We start from the raw sequence: 26,883 nt of genomic DNA, 5'->3' as shown, positions 1-26,883 counted from the left end.
AATTCCTTACTGCGCCTGCACGCGCAGCTCTGCTGCGCTACGACTACGGTGACCCAACAGGGCTTTAACATCGCTGGACTTCGGCTTAACCAGCGCGAATTTCGCAGAGAACGCTGGCCAGTTCGCCAGGATCTCTTCGCCGCGCGAAGAACCGGTATGCTGCACGTGTTCGGTAATCAAACCGCGCAGGTGTTCTTCATGAATGGCCAGCGAATCAACGTCCAGCACTTCCACCAGTTCCGGGTTCACGCGCTTGCGGAACTCACCGTCTTCATCCAGCACGTAGGCAAAACCGCCCGTCATGCCGGCGCCAAAGTTCACGCCGGTTTTACCCAGGACGCACACAATTCCGCCCGTCATGTATTCGCAGCCGTTATCGCCAATGCCTTCCACCACGGTGATGGCACCGGAGTTACGCACCGCAAAACGTTCGCCCGCACGGCCCGCGGCAAACAGACGACCGCCGGTCGCACCGTACAGACAGGTGTTGCCGATGATGCTGGCTTCATGGCTGCGGAAGGCTGAACCGACCGGAGGACGCACCGCCAGCAGACCGCCCGCCATGCCTTTGCCGACGTAGTCGTTGGCATCGCCGGTCAGGTATAACTCAACGCCGCCGGCGTTCCACACGCCGAAGCTCTGGCCCGCGGTACCGCTGAAGTGCGCGGTAATCGGATCCGATGCCAGCCCCTGGTCACCGTGCGTTTGCGCGATGTAGCCGGAGAGGGACGCGCCGACAGAACGGTCGGTGTTGCGGATATCAAACCAGAACGTTTTGCTCTGCTTCTCGTCCACGTACGGCTTCGCCTGTTGCAGCAGCTGCGCGTTCAGCACGCCGTTGTCGAACGGCGGGTTGTTCTCGGTGCAGTAAACCGCTTTGCCAGGATGCGGCTCAGCCGTTTCCAGCAGCTTAGACAGCTCCAGCTTCTGCTGCTTGGCGGTGAAGCCTTCCAGCTCTTTCAGCAGGTCGGTACGGCCAATCAGATCCACCAGACGCTTCACGCCCAGCTGCGCCATCAGCTCGCGGGTTTCACGGGCGATGAAGTCAAAGTAGTTAGTCACTTTGAACGGCAGGCCGTGATAGTGATTCTTACGCAGCTTCTCGTCCTGGGTTGCAACGCCGGTTGCGCAGTTGTTCAGGTGGCAAATACGCAGGTATTTACAGCCGAGCGCAACCATCGGGCCGGTACCGAAGCCGAAGCTTTCCGCACCCAGAATCGCCGCTTTGATGATGTCGAGGCCGGTTTTCAGACCGCCGTCCACCTGCAAACGGATCTTGTGACGCAGGCCGTTAGCCACCAGCGCCTGCTGGGTTTCCACCAGACCAAGCTCCCACGGGCAGCCCGCATATTTCACGGAGGAGAGCGGGCTTGCGCCGGTGCCGCCGTCGTAGCCGGCAATGGTGATCAGATCCGCATAGGCTTTCGCCACGCCGGTGGCGATGGTGCCGACGCCCGGCTCGGAAACCAGCTTCACGGAGATCATCGCTTTCGGGTTGACCTGCTTCAGGTCGAAAATGAGCTGCGCCAGATCCTCGATAGAGTAGATATCGTGGTGCGGCGGCGGGGAAATCAGCGTCACGCCCGGCACCGAGTAGCGCAGTTTGGCGATGTACGGGGTGACTTTATCACCCGGCAGCTGACCGCCTTCACCCGGTTTTGCACCCTGAGCGACCTTAATCTGGATCACGTCGGCGTTAACCAGGTAGGCAGGGGTTACGCCAAAGCGGCCGGACGCCACCTGCTTGATGCGCGACACTTTGTTGGTGCCGTAACGGGCAGGATCTTCACCGCCCTCGCCGGAGTTGGAGTTGCCGCCGATGCTGTTCATGGCTTCCGCCAGCGCTTCGTGCGCTTCCGGGCTCAGCGCGCCGATGGACATCGCCGCGGTATCGAAGCGTTTGAACAGTTCGGATGCAGGCTCAACTTCGTCAACGCTGACCGCTTCATCGCCCGGATTGAGGGCAATAAGGTCGCGCAGCGTCGCTGCCGGACGGTTGTTCACCAGCTCGGCATACTGCTGATAATCGCTGTATTCGCCGCTCTGTACCGCCTGTTGCAGCGTGCGCACCACGTCCGGGTTGTAGGCGTGATATTCGCCGCCGTGAACGTATTTCAGCAGGCCGCCCTGTTCCAGCGGCTTACGTGCCAGCCAGGCGCGCTTCGACAGGTTCACCAGATCCTGCTGGAAGTCAGCAAAACCGGCCCCGCCGATGCGGCTGACCACGCCCTGGAAGCAGAGGTTGGCGACGTCGTCGTGCAGGCCGACCGCTTCAAACAGCTTCGAGCAGCGGTAAGAGGCAATGGTCGAGATGCCCATTTTGGACATGATCTTATACAGGCCTTTGTTGATGCCGTTACGGTAGTTCAGCATCACCGTGCGGTAATCTTTGTCGATGGCGCGGGTGTCTACCAGGCGGGCCAGCGTTTCGTAGGCCAGGTATGGATAGATCGCCGTCGCACCAAAGCCTAACAGCACGGCAAAGTGGTGCGGATCGCGGGCGCTGGCGGTTTCCACAATGATGTTGGCATCGCAGCGCAGGCTCTTGTCGACCAGACGCGTCTGGATAGCCCCCACCGCCATTGGCGCAGGCACCGGCAGACGGTTTTTCGCAATGTTACGGTCAGACAGCACCAGCAGAACGGTGCCGTTACGCACCATCTGCTCGGCTTTGTCACACAGCGCATTCACCGTCTCTTCGAGGCTCGTTTCGGTCACGTCGAAGGTGATATCGAGCGTGTCGGCGCGGTAGTGCTCCTCGGTCATGGTGGTGAGCTGTTTAAAATCAGAGTACAGCAGGATCGGCGATTTAAAGGTCAGACGGTGCGCCTGGCCTTCGGCTTCACAGAAGACGTTCATCTCGCGACCGATGCTGGTGGCCAGCGACATCACGTGGGCTTCACGCAGCGGATCGATTGGCGGGTTGGTCACCTGCGCAAACTGCTGACGGAAATAGTCGTAAATAATGCGCGGCTGGCTGGAGAGCACGGCGAACGGGGTATCGTCACCCATCGAGCCGACCGCTTCCTGGCCGTTTTCGCCGAGCACGCGAATAACCGAGTCCAGCTCTTCCGCGCTGTAGTTAAACTGCTTCTGGAAGCTCGCGAGGGTATCGTCGTCCATCTCGCGGCTGCCCACTTCGTCGTCAGACAGATCTTCGAACGGCACCAGGCGACGGACGTTTTTCGCCATCCACTCTTTATACGGATGGCGGCTTTTCAGATCGTTATCGGTTTCCGCAGAGTGCAGAATACGGCCGCCGCGGGTATCGATCACCATCAGCTCGCCCGGACCGACGCGGCCTTTCTCGACCACTTCGTCAGGCTGGTAATCCCAGATCCCCACTTCAGAGGCGCAGGTGATGAGCTTGTCTTTGGTGATGACGTAGCGCGCCGGACGCAGACCGTTACGGTCCAGGTTACAGGCAGCGAAGCGACCGTCGGACATCACGATGCCCGCCGGGCCGTCCCACGGCTCCATGTGCATGGAGTTAAAGTCGAAGAACGCGCGCAGCTCCGGATCCATATCCGGGTTGTTCTGCCAGGCCGGCGGCACGAGCAGACGCATGGCGCGCACGATATCCATCCCGCCCGCCAGCAGCAGTTCCAGCATGTTGTCCATGGAGCTGGAGTCAGAGCCGGTTTCGTTCACGAACGGCGCGGCATCGTGCAGGTCAGGGATCAGCGGGGTCTGGAACTTATAGGTACGAGCACGCGCCCACTGGCGGTTGCCGGTGATGGTGTTGATCTCGCCGTTGTGCGCCAGGTAGCGGAACGGCTGAGCCAGCGGCCAGCGTGGTACGGTGTTGGTGGAGAAGCGCTGGTGGAACAGGCAAATGGCCGATTCCAGACGCAGGTCCGCCAGGTCCAGGTAGAAGCGCGGCAGGTCAGCCGGCATACACAGACCTTTATAGATGTTCACCAGGTTAGAGAGGCTACAGACGTAGAACTCTTTATCGTCCTGGAGACGTTTTTCAATGCGGCGACGGGCGATAAACAGACGGCGTTCCATATCGCGCGGACGCCAGCCCGCAGGCGCGTTAACGAAAATCTGCTCAATACGAGGCAGCGAGGAGAGGGCGATTTCACCGAGTACCCCTTCGTTGGTTGGCACATCGCGCCAGCCGACAATCGACAGGGTTTCGCGCTGAAGTTCTTCTTCAACGATGCGGCGTGAGGCGGCAGCCTTTTCAGGATCCTGATTCAGGAACAGCATGCCGACAGCGTAGTTTTTGGCTAAACGCCAGCCGCGCTCTTCCGCCACGATGCGGAAGAAACGATCCGGTTTTTGCAGCAGCAGGCCGCAACCGTCGCCGGTTTTACCATCGGCCAGGATGGCGCCACGGTGCTGCATACGGGCCAGTGCGTGAATAGCGGTACGCACTACCTTGTGGCTAGGTTCGCCTTCTATGTGGGCGATCAGGCCGAAACCACAGTTATCCTTCTCAAGGGATTTATCGTACAACATATCAGTGAACCTCCCCAGGCTCGTCGGGCTTCCCACTGAACTTTACCGTGGCGCACAGGCGCAGAAAGAGCATGGCGACGGGGTTAGCGTTTCATACGCGGACCTCGCATTCGCCCTCTTTTCATCCTTTCGCGCAGGTAAACAAGTTTGAGGACTTGCTTCAGAGGGAATCTCAATTACTGCATAAATATGATGAGCAGGCCGCTCATCCAGAAAGCTTCCAGCGGATTTCCAACTTATCGGGAATTGGTACACAGGTCAAATGGCAATCTTATTTATACAAAAATGTGCTAACGAGTAATTATCATTTTGTTTTTATTGATTATTTTACTAATTTTACAACCGCTGAAAGCGCCAGGAAGGTGCAGGGGAGTGTGATCTGACTCACTATATGAAAGCGGTATTATTGATGCAGCGTGCTGAAATGCGGATTTATGGCAGAATAATAATCTGGCGCAGTCTTCGAACCCGCATAAAATCACTGTTTTTCAGTCCTGGCGCTATAAATGAAAAAAACCATCAGAACATAAGGAAAAGTAATTACGTGGCGGGTGAATGAAATCTCGGTAATCTTGATTATTTATTCAAATGGATAAAGGCCGTCCAGGGCGATTGATCCAGGTCATCGCCGACAGAGGCTAACAATGGCAGGCTTGTCCCCTTTCTTCGGGACGGTCTATCAGATTATGCAGTTACAGAAATTAGTCAATATGTTTGGTGGGGATCTTTTGCAGCGGTACGGTCAAAAGGTGCATAAGCTGACGCTGCACGGCGGCTTTAGCTGCCCGAACCGCGACGGCACCATCGGGCGCGGCGGCTGCACCTTCTGTAACGTTGCGTCGTTTGCTGACAAAGCCCAGCAGCATAAATCCATCGCGGAACAGCTCGCCCATCAGGCCAGCCTGGTGAACCGCGCGAAGCAGTATCTGGCCTATTTCCAGGCCTACACCAGTACGTGGGCGGAGGTGCAGGTGCTGCGTTCCATGTATCAGCAGGCGGTTACTCAGGCGAACATTGTCGGGCTGTGCGTGGGTACGCGCCCGGACTGCGTACCGGAGGCGGTGCTGGATTTACTTAGCGAGTACAGAGAGAAGGGCTATGAGATCTGGCTGGAGCTGGGCCTGCAGACCGCGCACGATAAAACCCTGCACCGTATCAATCGTGGGCATGATTTCGCCTGCTACCAGCGCACCACGCGTCTCGCCCGCGAGCGTGGCCTGAAAGTCTGTTCGCATCTGATTGTCGGCTTGCCCGGAGAAGGGCAGCAGCACAGCCTGGAGACGCTGGAAAAAGTCGTTGAAACCGGCGTAGACGGCATTAAGCTGCACCCGCTGCATATCGTGAAGGGAAGCATAATGGCGAAAGCCTGGGAAGCCGGGCGGTTAAGCAGTATCGAGCTCGACGACTATACGGTGACGGCGGGAGAGATGATTCGCCATACGCCGCCGGAGATTGTCTACCACCGCATCTCCGCCAGCGCCCGCCGTCCAACGCTTCTGGCACCGCTCTGGTGCGAGAACCGGTGGACGGGGATGGTGGAAATCGACCGCTATCTTCAGGAAAACGGCGTACAGGGTTCGGCGCTGGGCCGCCCGTGGGTTCCCCGCCTATCGACGGCGGCCGCCTAGCAGACTCCCCAGCATGCCGCGCACAATCTGATTGGTGACCTGCCGCGCGGCGCTTTTCGCCATGGTCTGTACCACGCCGTCGCGTTTGCCGCCGCGCGGTCCGGTTGTGCCAAACAAAATGTCTTTTAGCCCGCCGAGAATACCGTCATCCACTGCGACTGACTGGCCCTTAGCGGGTGGAGCATCCTGCGATTCGGTGGTTGCCTGTACCCCTTTTTGCAGCATCTCGAACGCAGACTCCCGATCCACCTCGTCTTCATACTTGCCGTACACCGGGGAGTGATTAATCAGGCTGTTACGTTCATCGTCGGTAACCGGCCCCATGCGCGAGCAGGGCGCGATCACCATTGCGCGTTCCACCACGGACGGGCTGCCCTTGGCATCCAGGAACGAGATCAGCGCTTCACCGGTGCCCAGCGCCTGAATCGCGGCTTCGGTATCAAAGGCCGGATTGGCACGCATGGTTTGCGCGGCGGCTTTCACCGCTTTCTGATCCTTCGGCGTAAAGGCGCGCAGGGCGTGCTGCACGCGGTTTCCCAGCTGGCCCAGCACATTGTCAGGAATATCCGACGGGTTTTGCGACACAAACCAGACGCCGACCCCTTTGGAGCGGATCAGGCGGATAACCTGTTCAATTTTATCCAGCAGCACCTGCGGCGCGTCGTTAAACAGCAGGTGTGCTTCGTCAAAGAAGAAGACCAGTTTGGGTTTTTCCAGATCGCCCGCTTCCGGTAACTGCTCGTACAGCTCAGAGAGCATCCACAGCAGGCTGGCGGCGTAAAGCTTTGGCATCTGGTAGAGCTTCTCTGAACTCAGAATGTTGATGATGCCTTTGCCGCTGCTGTCGGTGCGCATCCAGTCTTTAATATCCAGCATCGGCTCGCCGAAGAAGTGTTCGGCGCCCTGCTGCTCCAGCGTCAGTAGCCCACGCTGAATGGCACCGACAGAGGCGCTGCTGATATTGCCGTACTGGTTCTGGAAAGATTTGGCGTTATCACCGATGTACTGGGTAATGGCGCGCAGATCTTTGAAATCGAGCAGCAGCAGCCCCTGATCGTCGGCGATACGGAAGATGATGTTCAGCACGCCGGACTGCACGTCGTTGAGGTTGAGCAGGCGGGCCAGCAGCAGCGGGCCGAGATCGGAAACGGTGGCGCGTACCGGGTGGCCTTTCTCACCGAAGATGTCCCAGACCACCACCGGGTTGCCGTGCGGCGTCCAGTCCGTAATGCCAATATTCTTCAGTCGTTCGAGCAGTTTTTCAGAAGCGGTACCCTCCTGAGCCACACCGGTTAAATCGCCCTTCACGTCAGCCATAAAGACCGGCACGCCAATCTCTGAAAGTGACTCCGCCAGCTTCTGAAGAGTGACTGTTTTCCCTGTGCCGGTGGCGCCGGTAATCAGACCGTGGCGGTTCGCCATCGCGGGCAGTAGATACAGCTCTTTTTCCAGCGTCCGGGCAATTAACAATGGTGTACTCATGATGCGCTTCCTCTCTTAGTCCTGGGTGGAGTATAGGCAACCTGACGGCAAAATGGTTGAGTAAATTGCTGACTTTGCGGCGCATTGTCCAGCTCGGACTATGCTTTTGCATACGGTTCATAAAATAGTGGAAAACAATGTCCAGATTCTTCTTTAACGATCGCAAACAGCTGGTCAATGACGCCATTGAAGGCATACTGCTTTCTGCGCCACATGCGAATCTCGTCAAACTTGATATCGATCCAGCTATCAGGGTTGTCGCCCGCGGTGACTGGGATAAAAGCCGCGTGGCGGTGATCTCCGGCGGAGGCTCCGGGCACGAACCGGCGCACGCCGGATTTGTCGGTAAAGGCATGCTGACGGCGGCAGTGTGTGGCGATCTGTTCGCCTCCCCGAGCGTGGATGCGGTGCTGAACGCTATTGTGGCGGTGACGGGCGATCGCGGCTGCCTGCTGATCGTCAAAAACTATACCGGTGACCGGCTTAACTTTGGCCTGGCGGCAGAAAAGGCCAAACGCTACGGCCTGAAGGTCGAGATGGTGATTGTGGCGGACGATATCGCGCTGCCCGACAACAAGCAGCCGCGCGGCATTGCCGGCACGGCGCTGGTGCACAAGATTGCAGGCTATGCAGCGGAGCACGGAAAATCGCTGAGCGAGGTGCGGGATATTGCGCAGCAGGCCTGCGATAACCTCTGGAGCCTGGGCGTTGCGATGCAAACCTGCAACCTGCCGGGCAGCGACGATGAAGAGGGGCGCATCAAGCAGGGCCATGTCGAGCTGGGGCTGGGGATCCACGGGGAGCCGGGTGCCTCGGTGGTTGATACGCAAAACAGCAAAGCGATTATCGACACGCTGGTGTCGCCGCTCAAAGCGCAGGCGGGCGAGGGGCGTTTCGCGGTGCTGATCAACAACCTCGGCGGCGTGTCCGCGCTGGAGATGGCTCTGCTCACCAAAGAGCTGGCACATTCAGCGCTGAAAGAGAATATTGCGTACCTGATTGGCCCTGCGCCGCTGGTGAGCGCGCTGGATATGAAGGGCTTTTCTCTGACGCTGCTAAAGCTCAACGATTACTTTGAAAAGGCGATTCACGCCGAGGTCGAGACGCTGGGCTGGCAGAAGCCTGTGGCGTTTGCCCCTCTGCGTACCGTTCCGCAAAGCGCTATTCACGATAGCGTGGAATATGACGCGTCCGACAATCCGCAGGTGAAGGAGTCTGTTTCACAGGTGACGAAGACGCTCATACAGCTTGAAAACCGCCTGAATGCGCTGGATGCCAAAGTGGGCGATGGCGATACTGGCTCTACGTTTGCGCAAGGTGCACGGGATATTGCGCAGCGCCTGGAAGAAAACACTCTCCCGCTGAATGACGTACCTAAGCTGCTGTTGCTGGTGGGGGAACGACTGGCCACGGTGATGGGCGGATCGAGCGGTGTACTCATGTCGATCTTCTTCACGGCGGCGGGGCAAAAGCTTCACGATGGACAGCCGCTACCTGAAGCATTGCTGAGCGGACTGGCGCAGATGAAGCAGTATGGCGGGGCAGATCTCGGCGATCGTACGCTGATCGATGCGCTGCAACCGGCGCTGGAAGCCTTGAAGAAAAAAGATCTTCAGGCGGCAGCGCAGGCTGCGCAGCAGGGAGCGGAGGCAACGGCGAAAATGGCGAAAGCCGGAGCAGGGCGCTCATCGTATGTGAATAAAGAGAATCTGGATGGGGTAATGGACCCGGGGGCGGTCGCGGTGGCGGAAGTGTTTAATATATTGGCGCAGTAGCAAAAGTAGGCCGGGTCAGGCGAAGCCGTCACCCGGCAAACTCATATCAGAAATCCGCTTTCAACACCACGCGATAACGGGCTTTGCCGTCGCGCACGTGCTGGATGGCTTCGTTAATTTTCGACATTGGATACAGCTCGGTGGTCGGCGTCACTTTGGTGCGGCCGGCAAACTTCATCAGCTTGCGCAGCTCGTATGGCGTACCGGTCGCGGAGCCTGACACGCTGCGATCCCCGCCGATCAGGGTAAAGGCCGGAACCGGCAGCGGCTTCATCACCGCACCCACGGTGTGGAAGTTACCGCCGTAGGCCAGCGCTTCAAAGTACGGCTGCCAGTTGAGATCGACGTTCACGGTGTTGATGATCAGGTCAAACTGCCCAGCCAGCGCGTTCAGCGCGTCCGGATCGCGGCTGTTCACGACTTTGTCCGCGCCCATTGCCAGCACTTCTTTCTCCTTCGCCGGGTTCGAGCTAAACGCCGTAACTTCACAGCCCATCGCGTGCAGCAGCTTGATGGCGATATGGCCCAGACCGCCGATACCGATCACGCCCACGCGGCTGGTGGCGGTGACGTGGTGCATCAGCAGCGGTTTAAAGACGGTGATCCCGCCGCACAGCAGTGGACCAGCAGATTCAATATCAATGCTGTCCGGCAGCGGGATGACCCATTGCCAGTCGGCGCGCAGCTTATCGGCGAAACCGCCCTTGTTCAGGATGGTGGGCACTGCGCCTTCAAGGCAGTTGATCTGGTTGCCGCTGATACAGGCGTCGCAGTGGCCGCAGCTGCGTGCTGTCCAGCCAATGCCCACGCGCTGGCCAACCTTCAGCCCTTTGTCCTGCGCGGCGCTGCCGAGCGCGACGACGCGGCCAATCACTTCGTGCCCGGCAACCAGCGGATAGCTGGAGAAGCCCCATTCGTTGTCGATCATCGAGAGATCTGAGTGGCAGACCCCGCAGTAATCAACCTGTACTTCGACGTCTTCTGCTTTTAGTTCGCCCGCATCGTACTCGTACAGCTCAAGTTCTGCACCCGCCTGCGGTGCGGCGTAGCTTTTTATCTTCGACATCGTGTTTCCCCCGTTGTGGTGTGAACTGAGAGTGTAGAGCATTCAGTTTACAGCCGCTTAACAGAAGGGGGCAGGAACGAAACTTACAGACTTTTCAGCATTCTGACTTCGCAGTCAACGTGGCCCGTGCAGCCCAGCGGCGCATCGATATGCTCAAAGCCCAGATGTTCATACAGGCCGATGGCCTCTTTGAGGAAGGCGGTGGTTTCGAGGTAGCAGCGTTTAAAACCCTGATTGCGCGCGTGCTCCAGGGCGACCAGCGCCAGCTTCTTCGCCAGACCCTGCCCACGAACCGACGGCAGGAAATACATTTTCTGCAGCTCACAGATATCCGGCTCGCTGCAGCTCAGCGGCGCAACGCCGCCGCCGCCCACAACCTGGCCGTCCTGCTCAATGACCCAGTAGGCGTGGCCCGGCTGGCTGTACAGCTTAAACAGTTCGTCAAGATTCGGGTCGGCAACGGTGTAACCTTTATCCGCCGTCAGCCCAAACTCTGCAGAAACGGTGCGAATAACGGCGGCGATAGCCGGATTGTCCTGCTCAGTGATCCGACGCATCGTCGTCGCGACGGGGGTAATCACGCTCATAGCATTACTCATTACAAAAATTGACACACAGTTGCTGTTAATAGCACCGCAGAAAAGGGAGTGCAAGCGAGGAGTTTTCAGGAAGGTTACCCCTTACGCCCTGAAGCGTAAGGGGTAAAAGCATTACAGGGCCGCGATAACGGCCTGCTGCTCGATCAGTTTGGTCTTCGCATCGGCGAAGGCAACCAGACGCTCACGCTCTTTGGCGATGACCGCTTCCGGCGCGCGGGCAACAAAGCCTTCGTTCGCCAGCTTGCTTTCGATTTTGCCAATTTCCACATCGACTTTCGCCACTTCTTTCGCCAGACGCGCCAGCTCTGCGTCTTTGTCGACCAGGCCCGCCATCGGGATCAGCAGCTCCGCACCGTCGATGATTTTAGTCACGGAAACCGGACCCTTGTCATCGGCAGGCAGCACGGTGATGCTTTCCAGACGCGCCATGGTTTTCAGGAAGGTGTTGTTCTCGGTGACGCGACGAACGGCAGCGTCGCTGCAACCGCGCAGCAGCAGCTCCAGTGGTTTACCCGGGGCGATGTTCATTTCGGCACGGATGTTACGTACCGCAACGATCGCCTGCTTCAGCCACTCGGTATCCGCTGACGCGGCTTCATCAACCTTAGCCGCATCGAATTCCGGGAACGGCTGCAGCATGATGGTATCGGCGTTGATGCCCGCAATGACCTTCACGCGCTGCCAGATGGTTTCGGTGATGAATGGAATGACCGGATGCGCCAGGCGCAGCAGGCCTTCCAGGACGGTAATCAGCGTGTTGCGCGTGCCGCGCAGCTCTGCTTCAGAACCGCCGTTCATGACCGGCTTCGCCAGCTCCAGATACCAGTCACAGAACTGGTTCCAGGTGAATTCGTAAAGAATGCCCGCTGCGATATCGAAGCGGTAGCTGTCCAGCGCCTCGCGGAAGGCTTTCACCGTCTGGTTAAATTCCGCCAGGATCCAGCGGTCTGCCAGAGACAGAGTCATCTCGCCGCCGTTGAAGCCGCAATCCTGATCTTCGGTGTTCATCAGCACGAAGCGGCTGGCGTTCCACAGCTTGTTACAGAAGTTACGGTAACCTTCCAGACGCTTCATGTCCCAGTTGATGTCGCGGCCGGTAGAGGCCAGCGCCGCCAGGGTGAAGCGCAGGGCATCGGTACCGTGAGATTCGATCCCGTTCGGGAACTGCTTCTCGGTACGCTTGCGGATTTTCTCAGCCAGCTGCGGCTGCATCATGTTGCCGGTACGTTTTTCCAGCAGGTCTTCCAGGGAGATCCCGTCAACCATGTCCAGCGGGTCAATCACGTTGCCCTTGGACTTGGACATCTTCTGCCCTTCGTCGTCGCGGATAAGGCCGGTCATGTAGACGGTATGGAACGGAACCTGCGGCTTGCCGTCTTCGTCTTTGATGAAGTGCATGGTCATCATGATCATGCGGGCAATCCAGAAGAAGATAATGTCGAAGCCGGACACCATTACGCTGGTAGGGTGGAACTGACGCAGCGCGTCGGTGTTTTCCGGCCAGCCGAGGGTAGAGAAGGTCCACAGCGCGGAGGAGAACCAGGTATCCAGAACGTCTTCATCCTGGCGCAGGGCCACGTCAGCGCTCAGGTTATTTTCCTGACGCACTTCGTCTTCGCTACGGCCAACGTAGACGTTGCCTTCGTTGTCGTACCATGCCGGGATGCGGTGACCCCACCACAGCTGACGGGAGATACACCAGTCCTGAATGTCGCGCATCCAGGAGAAGTACATGTTTTCGTACTGCTTCGGCACGAACTGAATGCTGCCGTTCTCAACCGCTTCCACAGCCGGTTTTGCCAGCACGTCGGCACGGACGTACCACTGGTCGGTCAGCATTGGCTCAATAACCACGCCGCCACGGTCGCCGTACGGCACGGTCAGATCGTGAGGCTTAATCTCTTCCAGCAGGCCGAGAGCATCAACGGCGGCTACGATGGCTTTACGTGCAGCAAAGCGCTCAAGCTTCTGGAACTCCGCCGGGATCTCGCTGGAGTAAACGTCGGATTCGTTGCCTTTGGTGTCGTACACCTCTGCGCTTTCGCGGATATCGCCGTCGAAGGTCAGAATGTTGATCATCGGCAGGGCGTGACGACGACCCACTTCATAGTCGTTGAAGTCGTGCGCCGGGGTGATTTTCACGCAGCCGGTGCCTTTTTCCATGTCGGCGTGTTCGTCGCCCACAATCGGAATGCGGCGGTTCACCAGCGGCAGCACCACAAATTTGCCGATCAGATCTTTATAGCGCGGATCTTCCGGGTTAACGGCCACGCCGGTATCGCCCAGCAGGGTTTCCGGACGGGTGGTCGCTACCACCAGGTAATCTTTACCGTCTGCGGTTTTAGCGCCGTCGGCCAGCGGATAGCGGATGTGCCACATGGAGCCTTTAGACTCGCGGTTTTCCACTTCCAGGTCAGAAATTGCGGTGCGCAGTTTCGGGTCCCAGTTTACCAGGCGTTTGCCGCGGTAAATCAGGTCTTCTTTGTACAGACGGACGAACACTTCTTTTACGGCGTTGGACAGGCCTTCGTCCATGGTGAAGCGCTCGCGCTCCCAGTCCACGGAGTTGCCGAGACGGCGCATCTGACGGGTAATGGTGCCGCCGGATTCTGCCTTCCACTGCCAGATTTTGTCGATGAACGCATCGCGACCGTAGTCGTGACGAGTTTTACCTTCTTCAGCGGCAATTTTACGCTCAACCACCATCTGGGTCGCGATACCCGCGTGGTCAGTCCCCGCCTGCCACAGGGTGTTTTTGCCCTGCATGCGCTGGTAGCGGATCATGGTGTCCATGATGGTCTGCTGGAAAGCATGCCCCATATGCAAACTGCCGGTGACGTTCGGCGGCGGGATCATGATGCAGAAGGACTCTTTGCTTTCGTCGCCGTTAGGCTTGAAATAGCCCTGCTGTTCCCAGTGCTCGTAAAGCGGCTGTTCGATATCGCGTGGGTTATATGTCTTTTCCATTATTTCCAGGTTGCCGTATTCAGGTTAAAACCGGCCAGGCGGTACGCTTTATAGCGTTCGCGCGCCAGTTGTTTCAAGGATTCTTCGTAAGGGACAAAGTCTACCACTTCTGTGAAAGCGGTGGCAAAATCTGCAAAGTCTGTCCGCAGGCTAATGAGAATATCGCGCGCGCTGCTGTTGCGCTTTTGCGGCCAGGCTATTTCGACCGGAGCCCCGCCGCGTGGACCTTCGCCCGACAGGTTATGCGGAACAAAACTTTCCGGCGGGCGCGCCCATAGCGCTTCATCCAGGCGAATCGCCTGCTGTTCATCTTCACAGGCAATCAGTACGCGTTTACCTGCGCGCCAACGTTCTGCGGCAATTTCACACACCAGCTGTTCAACGGCGCTGAGGCCATCCTGATGGGTGTCGTTGTCCAGAAGGTAGAACGTTGCATTCTTCATATATGGGGCTTCTTGTCGTGGATTTAAATGCAAAGCCGGGTGGCGCTTCGCTTACCCGGCCTACGGTTGAGCGGCGTGTAGGCCGGGTAAGGCGAAGCCGCCACCCGGCACATTACATCACTCGTCGCCGTTAAAACCCGCACGATTAAGCAGGAACTGCGACAGCAGGGCCACCGGACGTCCGGTAGCGCCTTTGGCTTTACCGGAGCGCCATGCGGTACCCGCGATGTCCAGGTGCGCCCAGTTATATTTACGGGTGAAGCGCGCCAGGAAGCAGCCTGCGGTAATTGCGCCGCCAGGACGACCACCAATGTTAGCCATGTCCGCAAAGTTAGACTCCAGCTGTTCCTGATACTCGTCACCCAGCGGCAGACGCCATGCGCGGTCACCGGCCTGCTCGGACGCGCCGATAAGCTCGTGCGCCAGCGGGTTGTGGTTCGACATCAGGCCGGTGATGTGATGGCCCAGGGCAATCACGCAGGCACCGGTCAGGGTGGCCACGTCGATAACCGCTTCTGGCTCGAAGCGCTCAACGTAGGTCAACACGTCACAGAGTACCAGACGGCCTTCGGCGTCGGTATTCAGCACTTCAACGGTCTGGCCGGACATGGTGGTCAGGACGTCGCCCGGACGATACGCGCGACCGCCAGGCATGTTTTCGCAGCCTGCCAGCACGCCGATTACGTTGATGGGCAACTGAAGCTCCGCAACCATGCGCATGACGCCGTAAACCGCCGCCGCGCCGCACATGTCGTACTTCATCTCGTCCATGCCTTCTGAAGGCTTGATGGAGATACCGCCGGAGTCAAAGGTCAGCCCTTTACCGACGAGCACGATCGGACGCGCGTCTTCAGACGGGTTGCCTTTGTATTCGATGACCGACATCAGGGATTCGTTCTGCGAGCCGTTACCCACCGCCAGATAAGAGTGCATCCCCAGCTCTTTCATCTGCTGTTCGCCGATGACGCGGGTGATGACGTTTTTGCTGTAGGAGTCAGCCAGCTGGCGCGCCTGAGAGGCGAGGTAGGCGGCGTTACAGATGTTTGGCGGCATGTTGCCGAGATCTTTTGCCGCTTTGATACCGGCGGCAATCGCCAGACCATGCTGGATGGCGCGCTCGCCGCTGGTCAGTTCGCGACGGGTTGGCACGTTAAAGACCATTTTGCGCAGCGGGCGACGCGGCTCGCTTTTGTTGGTCTTAAGCTGATCGAAGCTGTAAAGGCTCTCTTTTGCCGTTTCGACGGCCTGACGCACTTTCCAGTAGGTGTTACGGCCTTTGACGTGCAACTCGGTCAGGAAGCAGACGGCTTCCATTGAACCGGTGTCATTCAGCGTATTAATGGTTTTCTGAATAACCTGCTTATACTGACGTTCATCCAGCTCGCGCTCTTTACCGCAGCCAATCAGCAGAATACGCTCTGACAGGACGTTCGGAACATGGTGCAGTAACAGCGTCTGCCCAGGTTTGCCTTCCAGTTCGCCACGGCGCAGCAGGGCGCTGATATAGCCGTCACTGATTTTATCGAGTTGCTCGGCGATCGGGGAGAGTCGGCGCGGTTCAAAGACGCCCACAACGATGCAGGCACTCCGCTGTTTCTCCGGGCTACCGCTTTTTACACTGAACTCCATGCACTACGCTCCTGAATCTTAAAGACAACGGCGGCTGCTACGGATAGAATTGAAACCTTTCGTAACTCATGTCCGCTGTTGTGGTGACTTCGTGTTAATCTTACGTTACTACGGTTTCGACACGTCAGAAAAAGTCCTGAAGCGTGAATCCGCCGGATGTTTTAATCTTAGCGACGATTTCGACGACTCAAGAGAATAAATGACGTTTAAGCCATGAAACAAGCGATTTTCCAGCAAAGAGACGGGTTTTTACGGGCGTATTTAAAGTGATAATCATAAGATATCTGGTGCGGGAGACGCTCAAAAGCCAACTGGCGATCCTCTTCATCCTGCTGCTGATTTTTTTCTGTCAGAAGCTGGTTAAGATCCTCGGTGCGGCCGTTGACGGCGAAATTCCAACGAATCTGGTGCTTTCCCTGCTTGGGCTGGGGATCCCGGAAATGGCGCAGCTTATTCTGCCGCTGAGTCTATTCCTCGGCCTGCTCATGACCCTCGGTAAGCTGTACACCGAGAGTGAAATTACGGTGATGCATGCCTGCGGCCTGAGTAAAGCCGTACTGGTGAAAGCGGCGATGATACTGGCGCTGTTCACGGGCATTGTTGCGGCGGTGAATGTGATGTGGGCGGGCCCTATGTCTTCCCGTCATCAGGACGAAGTGCTGGCCGAGGCGAAAGCAAACCCCGGCATGGCGGCGCTCGCGCAGGGGCAGTTCCAGCAGGCAACTGACGGAAACTCCGTGCTGTTTATTGAGAGCGTTGACGGCAGTAAATTCAACGATGTATTCCTGGCGCAGCTGCGTCCTAAAGGTAACGCGCGTCCGTCAGTGGTGGTTGCCGATTCTGGACAGCTTTCTCAGCGCAAAGACGGTTCTCAGGTCGTCACGCTGAATAAAGGCACCCGATTCGAAGGCACCGCGATGCTGCGTGACTTCCGTATTACGGATTTCCAGAACTATCAGGCCATTATTGGTCATCAGGCGGTGGCGCTCGATCCGACGGATACCGAGCAAATGGATATGCGCACGCTGTGGAATACCGATACCGACAGAGCGCGGGCTGAGTTCCACTGGCGTATTACGCTCGTATTCACCGTGTTTATGATGGCACTGATTGTCGTGCCGCTGAGCGTGGTGAACCCGCGCCAGGGCCGCGTGCTCTCTATGCTGCCAGCGATGCTGCTTTACCTGATCTACTTCCTGCTGCAAACCTCGATTCGCTCTAACGGCGCGAAGGGTAAGCTGGATCCGATGGTCTGGACGTGGTTCGTTAACAGCCTGTACATCTTACTGGCGCTGGGATTAAACCTGTGGGATACGGTGCCTGTGCGCCGCATACGTGCCCGATTCTCGCGTAAAGGAGCCATCTAATGCAGGCGTTTGGCGTTCTTGATCGCTATATCGGTAAAACCATTTTCACCACCATCATGATGACGTTGTTCATGCTGGTGTCGCTCTCCGGCATTATCAAATTTGTCGATCAGCTGAAAAAAGCCGGGCAGGGCAGCTATGACGCGATGGGTGCGGGGATGTACACCCTGCTCAGCGTGCCAAAAGATGTGCAGATCTTCTTCCCGATGGCGGCCCTGCTGGGCGCGCTGCTGGGGCTGGGGATGCTGGCTCAGCGCAGCGAGCTGGTGGTGATGCAGGCCTCAGGCTTTACCCGTATGCAGGTTGCGCTGTCGGTAATGAAAACCGCAATCCCGCTGGTCCTGTTGACCATGGCGATTGGCGAGTGGGTGGCACCGCAGGGCGAGCAGATGGCGCGTAACTATCGTGCTCAGGCAATGTACGGTGGTTCACTGCTCTCGACTCAGCAAGGTTTATGGGCGAAAGACGGGAAAAACTTCGTCTACATCGAACGGGTAAAGGGTAATGATGAACTGGGCGGGGTGAGCATCTACGCGTTCAACGACCAGCGCCGTCTGGAGTCTGTCCGACACGCCTCTTCCGCGAAGTTTGACGCTGAACATAAGCAGTGGCGTTTGTCGCAGGTTGATGAATCTGACCTGACCGATCCAAAACAGATTACCGGGTCACAGACGGTGACCGGCACCTGGAAGACCAACCTCACGCCGGATAAGCTCGGGGTTGTTGCGCTGGATCCTGACGCGCTCTCTATCAGCGGCTTGCACAACTATGTGAAGTACCTGAAGTCGAGCGGGCAGGATGCCGGACGCTATCAGCTCAACATGTGGAGCAAAATCTTCCAGCCGATGTCCGTGGCGGTGATGATGCTGATGGCGCTGTCGTTTATCTTCGGCCCGCTGCGTAGCGTGCCGATGGGCGTGCGCGTCGTGACCGGTATTAGCTTCGGCTTTGTCTTCTATGTACTCGATCAGATCTTCGGTCCGCTGACGCTGGTTTATGGCATCCCGCCGATTATCGGTGCGCTGCTGCCGAGCGCCAGCTTCTTCCTGATCAGCCTCTGGCTGCTGCTGAAACGCTCCTGATTGACCTCTCCTCGCTTCCGGTGAACCGGAGGCGAGGCTAATCTCCTGTTTCACCCCGCACTTTTTCTCACAACCTTCAACGTCCCGCCTCGAATTTGAGTATTATTGAGCGATAAAGTCGTGAAGGGATCCTCTATGAAGCAAATTCGAATGCTAGCCCAGTACTACGTCGACCTGATGATGAAGCTTGGGCTGGTGCGTTTCTCCATGCTGCTGGCGCTGGCGCTGGTCGTTCTGGCGATTGTCGTGCAGATGGCCGTTACGATGGTTCTGCATGGTCAGGTCGAGAGTATCGACGTTATCCGCTCTATCTTCTTCGGCCTGCTCATTACCCCCTGGGCGGTCTATTTTCTTTCCGTGGTGGTCGAACAGCTGGAGGAGTCCCGTCAGCGCTTATCAAAACTGGTCGATAAGCTGGAGGAGATGCGCGAGCGCGACCTGAAGCTCAACGTTCAGCTTAAAGACAACATTGCTCAGTTGAATCAGGAAATTTCAGATCGTGAGAAGGCGGAGGCAGAGCGTCAGGCCACGCTGGAACAGCTGAAAATCGAAATGAAAGAGCGAGAGGTGACGCAGATCCAGCTTGAGCAGCAATCCTCCTTCCTGCGTTCGTTCCTGGACGCTTCGCCGGATCTGGTATTCTACCGTAACGAAGATAAAGAATTTTCAGGCTGTAACCGGGCGATGGAGCTCCTGACCGGGAAAAGCGAGAAGCAGCTGATTCACCTCAAGCCGCAGGACGTTTACTCCGAAGAGGCGGCCGCCAAGGTCATGGAGACGGACGAAAAAGTGTTCCGCCATAACGTCTCGCTGACCTACGAACAGTGGCTGGATTACCCGGACGGGCGCAAAGCCTGCTTTGAGATCCGTAAGGTGCCGTACTATGACCGCGTCGGGAAGCGCCACGGCCTGATGGGCTTCGGCCGTGATATTACCGAGCGTAAGCGCTATCAGGATGCGCTGGAGCGCGCCAGCCGCGACAAAACCACCTTCATCTCCACCATCAGCCATGAGCTTCGTACGCCGCTTAACGGCATTGTGGGGCTGAGCCGTATTCTGCTGGACACCGACCTGACCGCAGAGCAGGAGAAATACCTCAAAACGATTCATGTCTCGGCGGTCACGCTGGGTAATATCTTCAACGATATTATTGACATGGATAAGATGGAGCGCCGAAAGGTTCAGCTTGATAACCAGCCGGTTGATTTCACCAGCTTCCTTGCCGACCTGGAAAACTTGTCTGGTCTGCAGGCCCAGCAGAAGGGGCTGAATTTTGTCATGGATCCCACCCTGCCGCTGCCGCATAAAGTGATTACCGACGGCACGCGGCTGCGTCAGATCCTGTGGAACCTCATCAGCAACGCGGTGAAATTTACCCAGAAGGGGCAGGTGGCGGTGCGTATTCGCTATGACGACGGCGACATGCTGCACTTCGAGGTGGAGGACTCCGGGATTGGTATTCCGCAGGAGGAGCAGGACAAGATTTTCGCGATGTACTACCAGGTGAAGGACAGCAACGGTGGAAAACCGGCCACTGGTACCGGAATCGGCCTGGCGGTGTCTAAGCGGCTGGCGAAGAGCATGGGCGGTGACATCACCGTTGCCAGCCAGGCGGGCAAAGGGTCAACCTTCACGCTGACGGTGCATGCGCCGGCGGTGGCGGAAGAGGTAGAGGATACCTTTGAAAATGACGATATGCCGCTGCCTGCGCTGCACGTCCTGTTGGTGGAGGATATTGAGCTTAACGTGATTGTAGCGCGCTCGGTGCTGGAAAAACTGGGCAACAGCGTGGATGTCGCGATGACCGGTAAAGCCGCGCTGGAGATGTTTACACCGGGTGAATATGACCTCGTTCTGCTGGATATCCAGTTGCCGGATATGACCGGGCTGGATATCTCGCGTGAACTGACGCGTCAGTACACGGCTGATGAACTGCCGCCGCTGGTGGCGCTGACGGCGAACGTGCTGAAAGATAAAAAAGAGTATCTCGACGCCGGTATGGACGATGTACTCAGCAAGCCTCTGGCGGTGCCTGCTCTGACCGCCATGATCAAGAAGTTCTGGGATACCCACGATGAAGAGGAGAGCACCATGACGTCTGTTGATAGCGCAAAAGCCCAAACGATACTCGATACCGCGATGCTGGAGCAGTATATCGATCTGGTTGGCCCGAAACTGATTACCGACGGCCTGGCGGTGTTTGAAAAAATGATGCCGGGTTATCTGAGCGTGCTGGAGTCAAACCTGACGGCGCGTGACCAGAAGGGCATCGTGGAAGAAGGGCATAAAATCAAAGGCGCAGCCGGCTCGGTCGGGTTACGCCACCTGCAGCAGCTGGGTCAACAGATTCAGTCGCCTGATTTACCAGCTTGGGAAGATAACGTTGGTGATTGGGTTGAAGAGATGAAACAAGAGTGGCAGAACGATGTTGCGGTGCTTAAAGCCTGGGTGGATGCCAGAAAAAAATGACCCCGGCTAGACCGGGGTGCGCGAATACTGCGCCAACACCAGGGAAATCGTGGCTGCGCCTGTTTTTTAAAGTAATTTTCTAATGGGCGCCGCCGTAAAAATTTAGGCCGCACGCAGATAAGATAGCAAATCTTAAATGGTTTGTTACATGAATCAGTGAAATGTGTGAAGCATAGCGTTTTAATCAAAATTATTAATGTGCTTCAGCGAGTTGCAAAGAAGGATCGTCAAGATGAAAAAAATTGGTGTTGTCCTGAGCGGATGCGGTGTTTTTGATGGTTCAGAAATACATGAAGCCGTAATCACGCTGCTGGCCCTGACGAAACAGGGAGTAGAGGTTATCTGTTTTGCACCCGACAAAAATCAGTCGGATGTGATTAACCATCTGACCGGCGAGCCGATGGCCGAAACGCGTAACGTGCTGATTGAAGCCGCGCGTATTGCCCGGGGAGAGATTCATCCGCTGGCGAAGGCAGATGCCGCTGAACTGGATGCGCTCATTGTGCCGGGCGGCTTCGGCGCCGCGAAAAATCTCAGCACCTTTGCTGCCGAAGGTGCCGCATGCACGGTGGACCCTGATCTAAAAGCGCTGACGCTGGCGATGCATGCCGCGGGCAAGCCGCTGGGCTTTATCTGTATTGCACCAGCCATGCTGCCAAATATTTTCGATTTTCCGTTACGGCTGACGATCGGAACCGATATTGATACCGCAGAGGTCGTCGAGGATATGGGGGGCGAACACGTTCCGTGCCCGGTCGATGACATTGTGGTGGATGAAGACAACAAAGTTGTCACCACGCCCGCGTATATGCTGGCGAAGAATATTGCGGAAGCCGCCGTGGGCATTGAAAAGCTGGTCGCCCGGGTGCTGGTGCTGACGGAATGAGGCGTCAGCTTTCCGCAGGCGCGTGGGTGAAACGCCTTCTTTTACGCATCGTTCTCGTCCTGTCGGTGTTCTGGGGGGGCGGCCTGGCCGTGTTCAGCATTTTGCCGGTACCGTTTTCAGCGGTCATGGTTGAGCGCCAGCTTAGCGCGTGGTTCTCCGGTGATTTCGGCTATGTTGCCCATTCTGACTGGGTGAGCATGGATGAAATTTCTCCGTTCATGGGGCTGGCGGTTATCGCGGCGGAAGATCAAAAATTCCCGGAGCACTGGGGGTTCGATGTGGCCGCGATCGAAAAGGCGCTGGCCCATAACGAACGTCACGAAAATCGCGTGCGCGGTGCGTCAACGCTGTCGCAGCAGACGGCTAAAAACCTGTTCCTGTGGGATGGCCGAAGCTGGGTGCGAAAAGGGCTGGAAGCGGGCCTGACCCTGGGAATGGAAACGGTCTGGAGCAAAAAGCGTATTCTGACCGTTTACCTTAATATCGCCGAGTTCGGCGACGGGGTATTTGGTGTCGAAGCTGCATCACAACGCTATTTTAATAAACCTGCCAGCAGGCTGAGCATGTCGGAGGCGGCGCTGCTCGCGGCTGTTCTGCCTAATCCTGTCCGCTTCAAGGCCAGCGCCCCGTCAGGGTACGTGCGAAGCCGTCAGGCGTGGATCATGCGCCAGATGCGCCAGCTGGGTGGGGAAGGGTTTATGGAGAGAAATGCGTTAATGTAGGGCGGGTAAGCGCAGCGCCACCCGCCAGAATAGCAGGCCTAATCTTCGTCGAACCCGGCGTTAAACAGCGCAACTACCGCTGCCAGAGCTTCCTCTTCCTGAGGACCGGTGGCTTCAACCTCAATCTGACGCCCTTTGGCGGAGTCCAGCATCAGCAGCGCAATCACGCTGTTGGCTTCCGCTTCGGTGCCTTCGTCATTACGCAGCAGCACTTCTGCATCGAAACCCTGCATCAGCTCAAACAGCTTCATCGCCGGGCGTGCATGCATGCCCAGCTTATTGGTGATCTCAACGGTTTGTTTTACGGTCATGTTTTACGTTTTTCCAGCGTGCGATGACGGGACTGAACGTTCTTACCGCGCGAGCGGAAATAGTCGGCCAGCTGTTCGGCGATGTAGACCGAACGATGTTTACCGCCGGTACAGCCAATCGCCACTGTCAGGTAGCTACGATTGTTTGTCTCCAGCATAGGTAACCATAGCTCAAGGTAGCTTCGCGTCTGGTAGATAAAATTGTGAACTTCTGTGTGTCGGTCGAGGAACGCCGCCACGGGCTTATCCAGACCGGTCATTGGACGCAGTTTAGGATCCCAGTGCGGGTTCGGCAGGAAGCGCACGTCGAAAACATAGTCCGCATCAATCGGAATACCGTGCTTAAAGCCGAAGGATTCGAACACCATCGTCAGCTCGCGCTCGCGTTTGCCCAGCAGCCGGGTTCGCAGCATTTCCGCCAGCTCGTGAACGGACATCTCTGAGGTGTCGACAATCAGATCGGCACGAGAGCGCAGCGGCTCAAGCAGATCGCTCTCTTCGTCGATGGCGCTCTCCAGCGAGAGATTCTTGCTGGAAAGCGGATGCAGACGACGGGTGTCGCTGTAGCGGCGGATCAGGGTATTGCGGTCGGCGTCAAGGAACAGCAGCTGAGGCGAGAACGCGTCAGGCAGGTTACTCATTGCCTGTTCGAAGATCTCTGGCGATTCCGGCATGTTACGAACGTCGATACTGACGGCGGCGGAGGTTTGTCTCTCCGCTAACGTGCGTGCCAGATCGGGCAATAACACGACCGGCAGGTTATCGACGCAGTAAAAACCCATGTCTTCCAGCGCGCGCAGAGCAACGGATTTCCCCGACCCTGAACGACCGCTGACAATCATCAGCACCATGTTCCGTTTCTCCTCAGGACAACAGATGTGAAGGCCATCACCTGGTTATACGTCATCCTGATTGCCTTCTGCTTCAGTGATAATTTGATAAAGCTCTTCATCACTTTGGGCTGAGCGCAGTCGACGGCAGATGGTTTTATCCGCCAGACGTTTAGCAACCAGCGAAAGCGTATGCAGGTGGGTCTTGGTCTGGTCGGCAGGCACCAACAGCGCGAAGAGGAGATCGACGGGCTGGTTATCAATGGCGTCAAAAGCGATTGGCGTTTCCAGCTGCACAAACACACCGACGGCACGCAGGGTGTCCTCTTCCAGCTTGCCGTGCGGGATCGCGATGCCGTTGCCGATACCGGTACTGCCCATCTTTTCACGGGTCAGAATGGCTTCGAACACCACCTGCGGCGGCAGGCCCAGCTGTTTTGCAGCCAATTCACTGATGATCTCCAGCGCACGTTTTTTGCTCTGGCAGTGAACGGCACTGCGGGTACATTCCTGGTTAAGGACATTGCTCAGTTGAAGAGCGGAATCGTTGTTCATCATAATTTCACCTAAGCGCTAACTGTACAAATGGCCCGTTGTGTTTCACAACAGGCCGTCCTGCACCCGTTAACTGCCCGGACAATTAGTGTTGTTTCAGTTTATCTTTATGTTTATTGAGCTGTCGCGCAAGCTTGTCAATCAAGCCGTCGATAGCCGCGTACATGTCTTGCCCTTCCGCACTGGCATGGAGTTCACCCCCGTTAACATGCAGGGTTGCATCCGAGATATGAGTCACTTTCTCCACTTTTAACACAACGTAGACCTGATTGATCCTTTCGAAATACTGCTCGAGTTTCGCGAACTTAGCGTTCACGAAGTCACGTAAAGCCTCAGTAATCTCGACGTTATGTCCTGTGATATTGAGCTGCATAGTGTCTTCCTTATCGGTTGTGTCAGACCAGCTGTTTACGCTGGTTAGACGGCGGAATGGATAAAGACTCTCGATACTTCGCAACAGTACGACGTGCCACCATAATACCCTGATCGGACAGCATGGTGGTCAACTTACTGTCACTTAGTGGCTTCGCGGGGTTCTCCGCGGCGATCAACTTCTTCACCAGGGCGCGAATCGCCGTTGAGGAGGCTTCGCCGCCACCCTCGGTGTTCACGTGGCTGGAGAAGAAATACTTAAGCTCAAAAATACCGCGCGGACTGTGCAGATACTTCTGCGTAGTAACGCGGGAAATAGTGGATTCATGCATCTCGACGGCCTGGGCGATATCCGCCAGCACCATCGGCTTCATATACTCTTCGCCCTGCTCAAAGAAGGCCTGCTGCTGTTCGACGATGCAGCGGCTCACGCGAAGCAGGGTATCATTCCGGCTCTCCAGGCTCTTGATCAACCATCGCGCTTCCTGAAGATTGCTGCGAATATATTGATTGTCGGAGTCGTTGCGCGCGCTGGTACACATGGAGGCGTACTGCTGGTTGATTTGCAGGCGAGGGATGCTGTCAGAGTTCAGTTCAACGACCCAGCGGTCATTGTGTTTTCTGACCAGCACGTCCGGGATAACGTACTCGGGTTCGCTGGTCTGGATCGACTGACCGGGACGCGGATCGAGGGACTGGATCAGATTTACCGCCTCTTTCAGCACCTCTTCCTTCAGGCGCGTCACGCGCATCAGGGTGCGGAAATCGTGGTTAGCCAGAAGATCCAGATGATCGCTGATGATTAAGCGTGCCTCGTCGAGCCACGGCGTCTCTTTGCTGAACTGAGAAAGCTGGATCAGCAGACAGTCGCGCAGGTCTTTAGCGGCCACCCCGACCGGATCGAAGCGCTGAATGCGTTTCAGTACCGCTTCAATCTCCTCAATCTCAATCTCTTCATCGCCCATGCTTTCCAGAATGTCGTCCAGCGTGACGGTCAAATAACCGGTGTCATCAACGGCGTCGACAATCGACGTGGCAATAGCGCGGTCGGTATCGGAGAAGGGGGTAAGCTCTACCTGCCACATCAGGTAATCCTGCAGCGACTGGGTGGTTTCGCCCTGGTAGACCGGTAGCTCGTCGTCCTGGTAGTCTGCACGCGTGCCGGAAGGGGTCCCGGCGGTATAGATTTCATCCCAGCTGGCATCCAGCGGAAGCTCGTCCGGCATCTCTTTTTGTTCGAGTGCATCCGCGGTGTCGAGCGCTTCTGTGTCCTGTGACTGCTGGGTATCTACCTCGTCATGAAGATCGGCTTGCTCCAGCAGGGGATTGCTGTCCAGCGCCTGCTGGAGCTCCTGCTGGAGTTCTAAGGTGGACAGTTGCAACAGACGAATTGCCTGCTGTAACTGCGGCGTCATCGCCAGCTGTTGGCTGAGCCTTAATTGCAAACCTTGCTTCATGTTCAGAGCATTTTTCTCCGGTTCGGCGTTACGTTACCTCTACCCTATCAGAGTCTGAAGTCTTCCCCAAGATAGACGCGCTTAACATGATCGTCTTCGAGGATCTGCTGCGGCGTACCGTGAGCGATCAGATTGCCCTGGCTCACGATATACGCGCGTTCACATACCGCCAGCGTTTCACGAACGTTGTGGTCTGTGATCAGCACGCCAAGTCCGCTGTCACGCAGATGCTCGATAATGCGTTTAATGTCGATAACGGAGATCGGGTCAACGCCCGCAAACGGTTCATCCAGAAGGATAAACTTCGGATTGGCGGCCAGCGCGCGCGCAATCTCAACACGACGGCGTTCCCCCCCGGACAAGGCCTGGCCCAGGCTGTCGCGCAGATGTTCGATGTGAAACTCTTCCATCAGCTCGTTGGCGCGATCCTGACGCTGTTCGTTGGTCAGGTCGTCGCGAATTTGCAGGACCGCCATCAGGTTATCAAAGACGCTCAGACGACGGAAAATAGAGGCTTCCTGCGGCAGATAGCCGATGCCACGGCGCGCGCGGGCGTGCAGCGGCAGCAGGCTGATATCTTCATCGTCAATAATAATGTTGCCGGCATCGCGCGGCACAATACCCACCACCATGTAGAAGGTGGTGGTTTTACCCGCACCGTTCGGGCCAAGCAGGCCCACAATTTCGCCGGAGTTGACGGTCAGACTGACATCTTCTACGACACGGCGGCCCTTATAGGCCTTCGCGAGATTTTTTGCAGTTAATGTTGCCATAGC

Annotated in this window: 22 protein-coding genes; 9 read left to right on the top strand and 13 right to left on the bottom strand. The window is 57.0% G+C overall.

Translation table 11 applies throughout. The features are described 5' to 3' along the window. Window positions 1–6: 6 nt before the first annotated feature. On the bottom strand, window positions 7–4,467 hold the full coding sequence (gene gltB / locus HBA26_RS08770; protein WP_047367043.1) for a glutamate synthase large subunit: 4,461 nt from the start codon (window positions 4,465–4,467) through the stop codon (window positions 7–9). 71 nt (window positions 4,468–4,538) lie between these two features. On the opposite strand from gltB, the gene HBA26_RS08765 reads away from it, so the two are divergent. Both HBA26_RS08765 and HBA26_RS08760 read left to right on the top strand, forming a co-directional pair. Continuing rightward, entirely contained in the window at window positions 4,539–4,850 is a 312-nt protein-coding gene (locus HBA26_RS08765) for a hypothetical protein (protein WP_164558232.1), read from the top strand. A gap of 303 nt (window positions 4,851–5,153) precedes the next feature. Further along, a complete protein-coding gene (locus HBA26_RS08760) occupies window positions 5,154–6,095 on the top strand; it encodes a TIGR01212 family radical SAM protein (protein ID WP_166720878.1) in 942 nt (313 codons plus the stop codon). On the opposite strand, the gene HBA26_RS08755 is transcribed toward HBA26_RS08760, so the two are convergent. Beyond that, window positions 6,075–7,577: a helicase HerA-like C-terminal domain-containing protein gene (locus HBA26_RS08755; protein WP_041907858.1), complete on the bottom strand. Its 1,503-nt coding sequence runs from the start codon at window positions 7,575–7,577 to the stop codon at window positions 6,075–6,077. The two genes, HBA26_RS08760 and HBA26_RS08755, sit on opposite strands and share 21 nt — an antisense overlap. A 137-nt stretch (window positions 7,578–7,714) precedes the next feature. Here HBA26_RS08755 and HBA26_RS08750 point away from each other — a divergent pair, with 137 nt between their 5' ends. Continuing rightward, on the top strand, window positions 7,715–9,352 hold the full coding sequence (locus HBA26_RS08750) for a dihydroxyacetone kinase subunit DhaK (protein ID WP_166720875.1): 1,638 nt from the start codon (window positions 7,715–7,717) through the stop codon (window positions 9,350–9,352). 46 nt (window positions 9,353–9,398) lie between these two features. On the opposite strand, the gene HBA26_RS08745 is transcribed toward HBA26_RS08750, so the two are convergent. The 5 genes from HBA26_RS08745 to pepA form a co-directional block, all read right to left on the bottom strand. Further along, window positions 9,399–10,418: an NAD(P)-dependent alcohol dehydrogenase gene (locus HBA26_RS08745; RefSeq protein WP_028014580.1), complete on the bottom strand. Its 1,020-nt coding sequence runs from the start codon at window positions 10,416–10,418 to the stop codon at window positions 9,399–9,401. An 83-nt stretch (window positions 10,419–10,501) separates the two neighbouring features. Further along, on the bottom strand, window positions 10,502–11,005 hold the full coding sequence (locus HBA26_RS08740; protein ID WP_028014579.1) for a GNAT family N-acetyltransferase: 504 nt from the start codon (window positions 11,003–11,005) through the stop codon (window positions 10,502–10,504). A 123-nt stretch (window positions 11,006–11,128) separates the two neighbouring features. Beyond that, entirely contained in the window at window positions 11,129–13,984 is a 2,856-nt protein-coding gene (locus HBA26_RS08735) for a valine--tRNA ligase (protein ID WP_045630735.1), read from the bottom strand. Then, entirely contained in the window at window positions 13,984–14,427 is a 444-nt protein-coding gene (gene holC / locus HBA26_RS08730) for a DNA polymerase III subunit chi (RefSeq protein ID WP_003861884.1), read from the bottom strand. The genes HBA26_RS08735 and holC overlap by 1 nt, the downstream gene beginning before the upstream one ends. A gap of 117 nt (window positions 14,428–14,544) precedes the next feature. Then, the gene (pepA, locus tag HBA26_RS08725) at window positions 14,545–16,056 is read right to left on the bottom strand and encodes a leucyl aminopeptidase (protein WP_028014577.1); all 1,512 of its coding nucleotides are present in this window, start codon (window positions 16,054–16,056) and stop codon (window positions 14,545–14,547) included. Window positions 16,057–16,199: 143 nt separating this feature from the next. Between pepA and HBA26_RS23100 the strand changes: the two genes are divergently transcribed. From HBA26_RS23100 to mtgA, 6 genes are all read left to right on the top strand, one after another. Continuing rightward, the gene (locus HBA26_RS23100) at window positions 16,200–16,259 is read left to right on the top strand and encodes a hypothetical protein (RefSeq protein WP_213743486.1); all 60 of its coding nucleotides are present in this window, start codon (window positions 16,200–16,202) and stop codon (window positions 16,257–16,259) included. A 63-nt stretch (window positions 16,260–16,322) separates the two neighbouring features. After that, the gene (gene lptF, locus HBA26_RS08720) at window positions 16,323–17,423 is read left to right on the top strand and encodes an LPS export ABC transporter permease LptF (RefSeq protein ID WP_028014576.1); all 1,101 of its coding nucleotides are present in this window, start codon (window positions 16,323–16,325) and stop codon (window positions 17,421–17,423) included. Beyond that, complete coding sequence (gene lptG / locus HBA26_RS08715; protein ID WP_028014575.1) at window positions 17,423–18,505, top strand: LPS export ABC transporter permease LptG; 1,083 nt, start codon at window positions 17,423–17,425, stop codon at window positions 18,503–18,505. Before lptF ends, lptG begins: the two co-directional genes overlap by 1 nt. Before the next feature lie 135 nt (window positions 18,506–18,640). Next, complete coding sequence (gene arcB, locus HBA26_RS08710; protein WP_063943737.1) at window positions 18,641–20,974, top strand: aerobic respiration two-component sensor histidine kinase ArcB; 2,334 nt, start codon at window positions 18,641–18,643, stop codon at window positions 20,972–20,974. A gap of 232 nt (window positions 20,975–21,206) precedes the next feature. Further along, window positions 21,207–21,860: an isoprenoid biosynthesis glyoxalase ElbB gene (gene elbB / locus HBA26_RS08705; RefSeq protein WP_126345799.1), complete on the top strand. Its 654-nt coding sequence runs from the start codon at window positions 21,207–21,209 to the stop codon at window positions 21,858–21,860. Further along, on the top strand, window positions 21,857–22,582 hold the full coding sequence (mtgA, locus tag HBA26_RS08700) for a monofunctional biosynthetic peptidoglycan transglycosylase (protein ID WP_126345800.1): 726 nt from the start codon (window positions 21,857–21,859) through the stop codon (window positions 22,580–22,582). Before elbB ends, mtgA begins: the two co-directional genes overlap by 4 nt. 38 nt (window positions 22,583–22,620) lie before the next feature. Here the strand turns inward: mtgA and npr are convergent, their stop codons facing one another. The 6 genes from npr to lptB form a co-directional block, all read right to left on the bottom strand. Next, window positions 22,621–22,893, bottom strand: a complete 273-nt coding sequence (gene npr / locus HBA26_RS08695) for a PTS phosphocarrier protein NPr (protein ID WP_025756690.1) — start codon at window positions 22,891–22,893, stop codon at window positions 22,621–22,623. Next, a complete protein-coding gene (gene rapZ, locus HBA26_RS08690; RefSeq protein WP_014885397.1) occupies window positions 22,890–23,744 on the bottom strand; it encodes an RNase adapter RapZ in 855 nt (284 codons plus the stop codon). The genes npr and rapZ overlap by 4 nt, the downstream gene beginning before the upstream one ends. 45 nt (window positions 23,745–23,789) lie before the next feature. Beyond that, the gene (ptsN, locus tag HBA26_RS08685; protein WP_063862166.1) at window positions 23,790–24,281 is read right to left on the bottom strand and encodes a PTS IIA-like nitrogen regulatory protein PtsN; all 492 of its coding nucleotides are present in this window, start codon (window positions 24,279–24,281) and stop codon (window positions 23,790–23,792) included. 82 nt (window positions 24,282–24,363) lie between these two features. Further along, window positions 24,364–24,651 carry a ribosome hibernation promoting factor gene (gene hpf / locus HBA26_RS08680; protein ID WP_014171818.1) on the bottom strand — a complete coding sequence of 96 codons (288 nt, stop codon included), beginning with the start codon at window positions 24,649–24,651 and terminating at the stop codon, window positions 24,364–24,366. 22 nt (window positions 24,652–24,673) lie between these two features. Continuing rightward, window positions 24,674–26,107, bottom strand: a complete 1,434-nt coding sequence (rpoN, locus tag HBA26_RS08675) for an RNA polymerase factor sigma-54 (protein WP_028014571.1) — start codon at window positions 26,105–26,107, stop codon at window positions 24,674–24,676. A gap of 47 nt (window positions 26,108–26,154) precedes the next feature. Further along, complete coding sequence (gene lptB, locus HBA26_RS08670; RefSeq protein WP_028014570.1) at window positions 26,155–26,880, bottom strand: LPS export ABC transporter ATP-binding protein; 726 nt, start codon at window positions 26,878–26,880, stop codon at window positions 26,155–26,157. Between the last annotated feature and the right edge of the window lie 3 nt (window positions 26,881–26,883).

The organism is Enterobacter sp. 725m/11 (assembly GCF_011683705.1).
GTDB lineage: Bacteria > Pseudomonadota > Gammaproteobacteria > Enterobacterales > Enterobacteriaceae > Enterobacter > Enterobacter bugandensis.
This window is presented reverse-complemented; position numbering and strand designations above follow the sequence as displayed.

Excerpts from the sequence above, each read along its gene's own strand:
- gltB (WP_047367043.1), bottom strand. The coding sequence starts at position 4,467 with ATGTTGTACGATAAATCCCTTGAGAAGGATAACTGTGGTTTCGGCCTG.
- HBA26_RS08765 (WP_164558232.1), top strand. The coding sequence starts at position 4,539 with ATGGCGACGGGGTTAGCGTTTCATACGCGGACCTCGCATTCGCCCTCT.
- HBA26_RS08760 (WP_166720878.1), top strand. The coding sequence starts at position 5,154 with ATGCAGTTACAGAAATTAGTCAATATGTTTGGTGGGGATCTTTTGCAG.
- HBA26_RS08755 (WP_041907858.1), bottom strand. The coding sequence starts at position 7,577 with ATGAGTACACCATTGTTAATTGCCCGGACGCTGGAAAAAGAGCTGTAT.
- HBA26_RS08750 (WP_166720875.1), top strand. The coding sequence starts at position 7,715 with ATGTCCAGATTCTTCTTTAACGATCGCAAACAGCTGGTCAATGACGCC.
- HBA26_RS08745 (WP_028014580.1), bottom strand. The coding sequence starts at position 10,418 with ATGTCGAAGATAAAAAGCTACGCCGCACCGCAGGCGGGTGCAGAACTT.
- HBA26_RS08740 (WP_028014579.1), bottom strand. The coding sequence starts at position 11,005 with ATGAGCGTGATTACCCCCGTCGCGACGACGATGCGTCGGATCACTGAG.
- HBA26_RS08735 (WP_045630735.1), bottom strand. The coding sequence starts at position 13,984 with ATGGAAAAGACATATAACCCACGCGATATCGAACAGCCGCTTTACGAG.
- holC (WP_003861884.1), bottom strand. The coding sequence starts at position 14,427 with ATGAAGAATGCAACGTTCTACCTTCTGGACAACGACACCCATCAGGAT.
- pepA (WP_028014577.1), bottom strand. The coding sequence starts at position 16,056 with ATGGAGTTCAGTGTAAAAAGCGGTAGCCCGGAGAAACAGCGGAGTGCC.
- lptG (WP_028014575.1), top strand. The coding sequence starts at position 17,423 with ATGCAGGCGTTTGGCGTTCTTGATCGCTATATCGGTAAAACCATTTTC.
- arcB (WP_063943737.1), top strand. The coding sequence starts at position 18,641 with ATGAAGCAAATTCGAATGCTAGCCCAGTACTACGTCGACCTGATGATG.
- elbB (WP_126345799.1), top strand. The coding sequence starts at position 21,207 with ATGAAAAAAATTGGTGTTGTCCTGAGCGGATGCGGTGTTTTTGATGGT.
- mtgA (WP_126345800.1), top strand. The coding sequence starts at position 21,857 with ATGAGGCGTCAGCTTTCCGCAGGCGCGTGGGTGAAACGCCTTCTTTTA.
- npr (WP_025756690.1), bottom strand. The coding sequence starts at position 22,893 with ATGACCGTAAAACAAACCGTTGAGATCACCAATAAGCTGGGCATGCAT.
- rapZ (WP_014885397.1), bottom strand. The coding sequence starts at position 23,744 with ATGGTGCTGATGATTGTCAGCGGTCGTTCAGGGTCGGGGAAATCCGTT.
- ptsN (WP_063862166.1), bottom strand. The coding sequence starts at position 24,281 with ATGATGAACAACGATTCCGCTCTTCAACTGAGCAATGTCCTTAACCAG.
- hpf (WP_014171818.1), bottom strand. The coding sequence starts at position 24,651 with ATGCAGCTCAATATCACAGGACATAACGTCGAGATTACTGAGGCTTTA.
- rpoN (WP_028014571.1), bottom strand. The coding sequence starts at position 26,107 with ATGAAGCAAGGTTTGCAATTAAGGCTCAGCCAACAGCTGGCGATGACG.
- lptB (WP_028014570.1), bottom strand. The coding sequence starts at position 26,880 with ATGGCAACATTAACTGCAAAAAATCTCGCGAAGGCCTATAAGGGCCGC.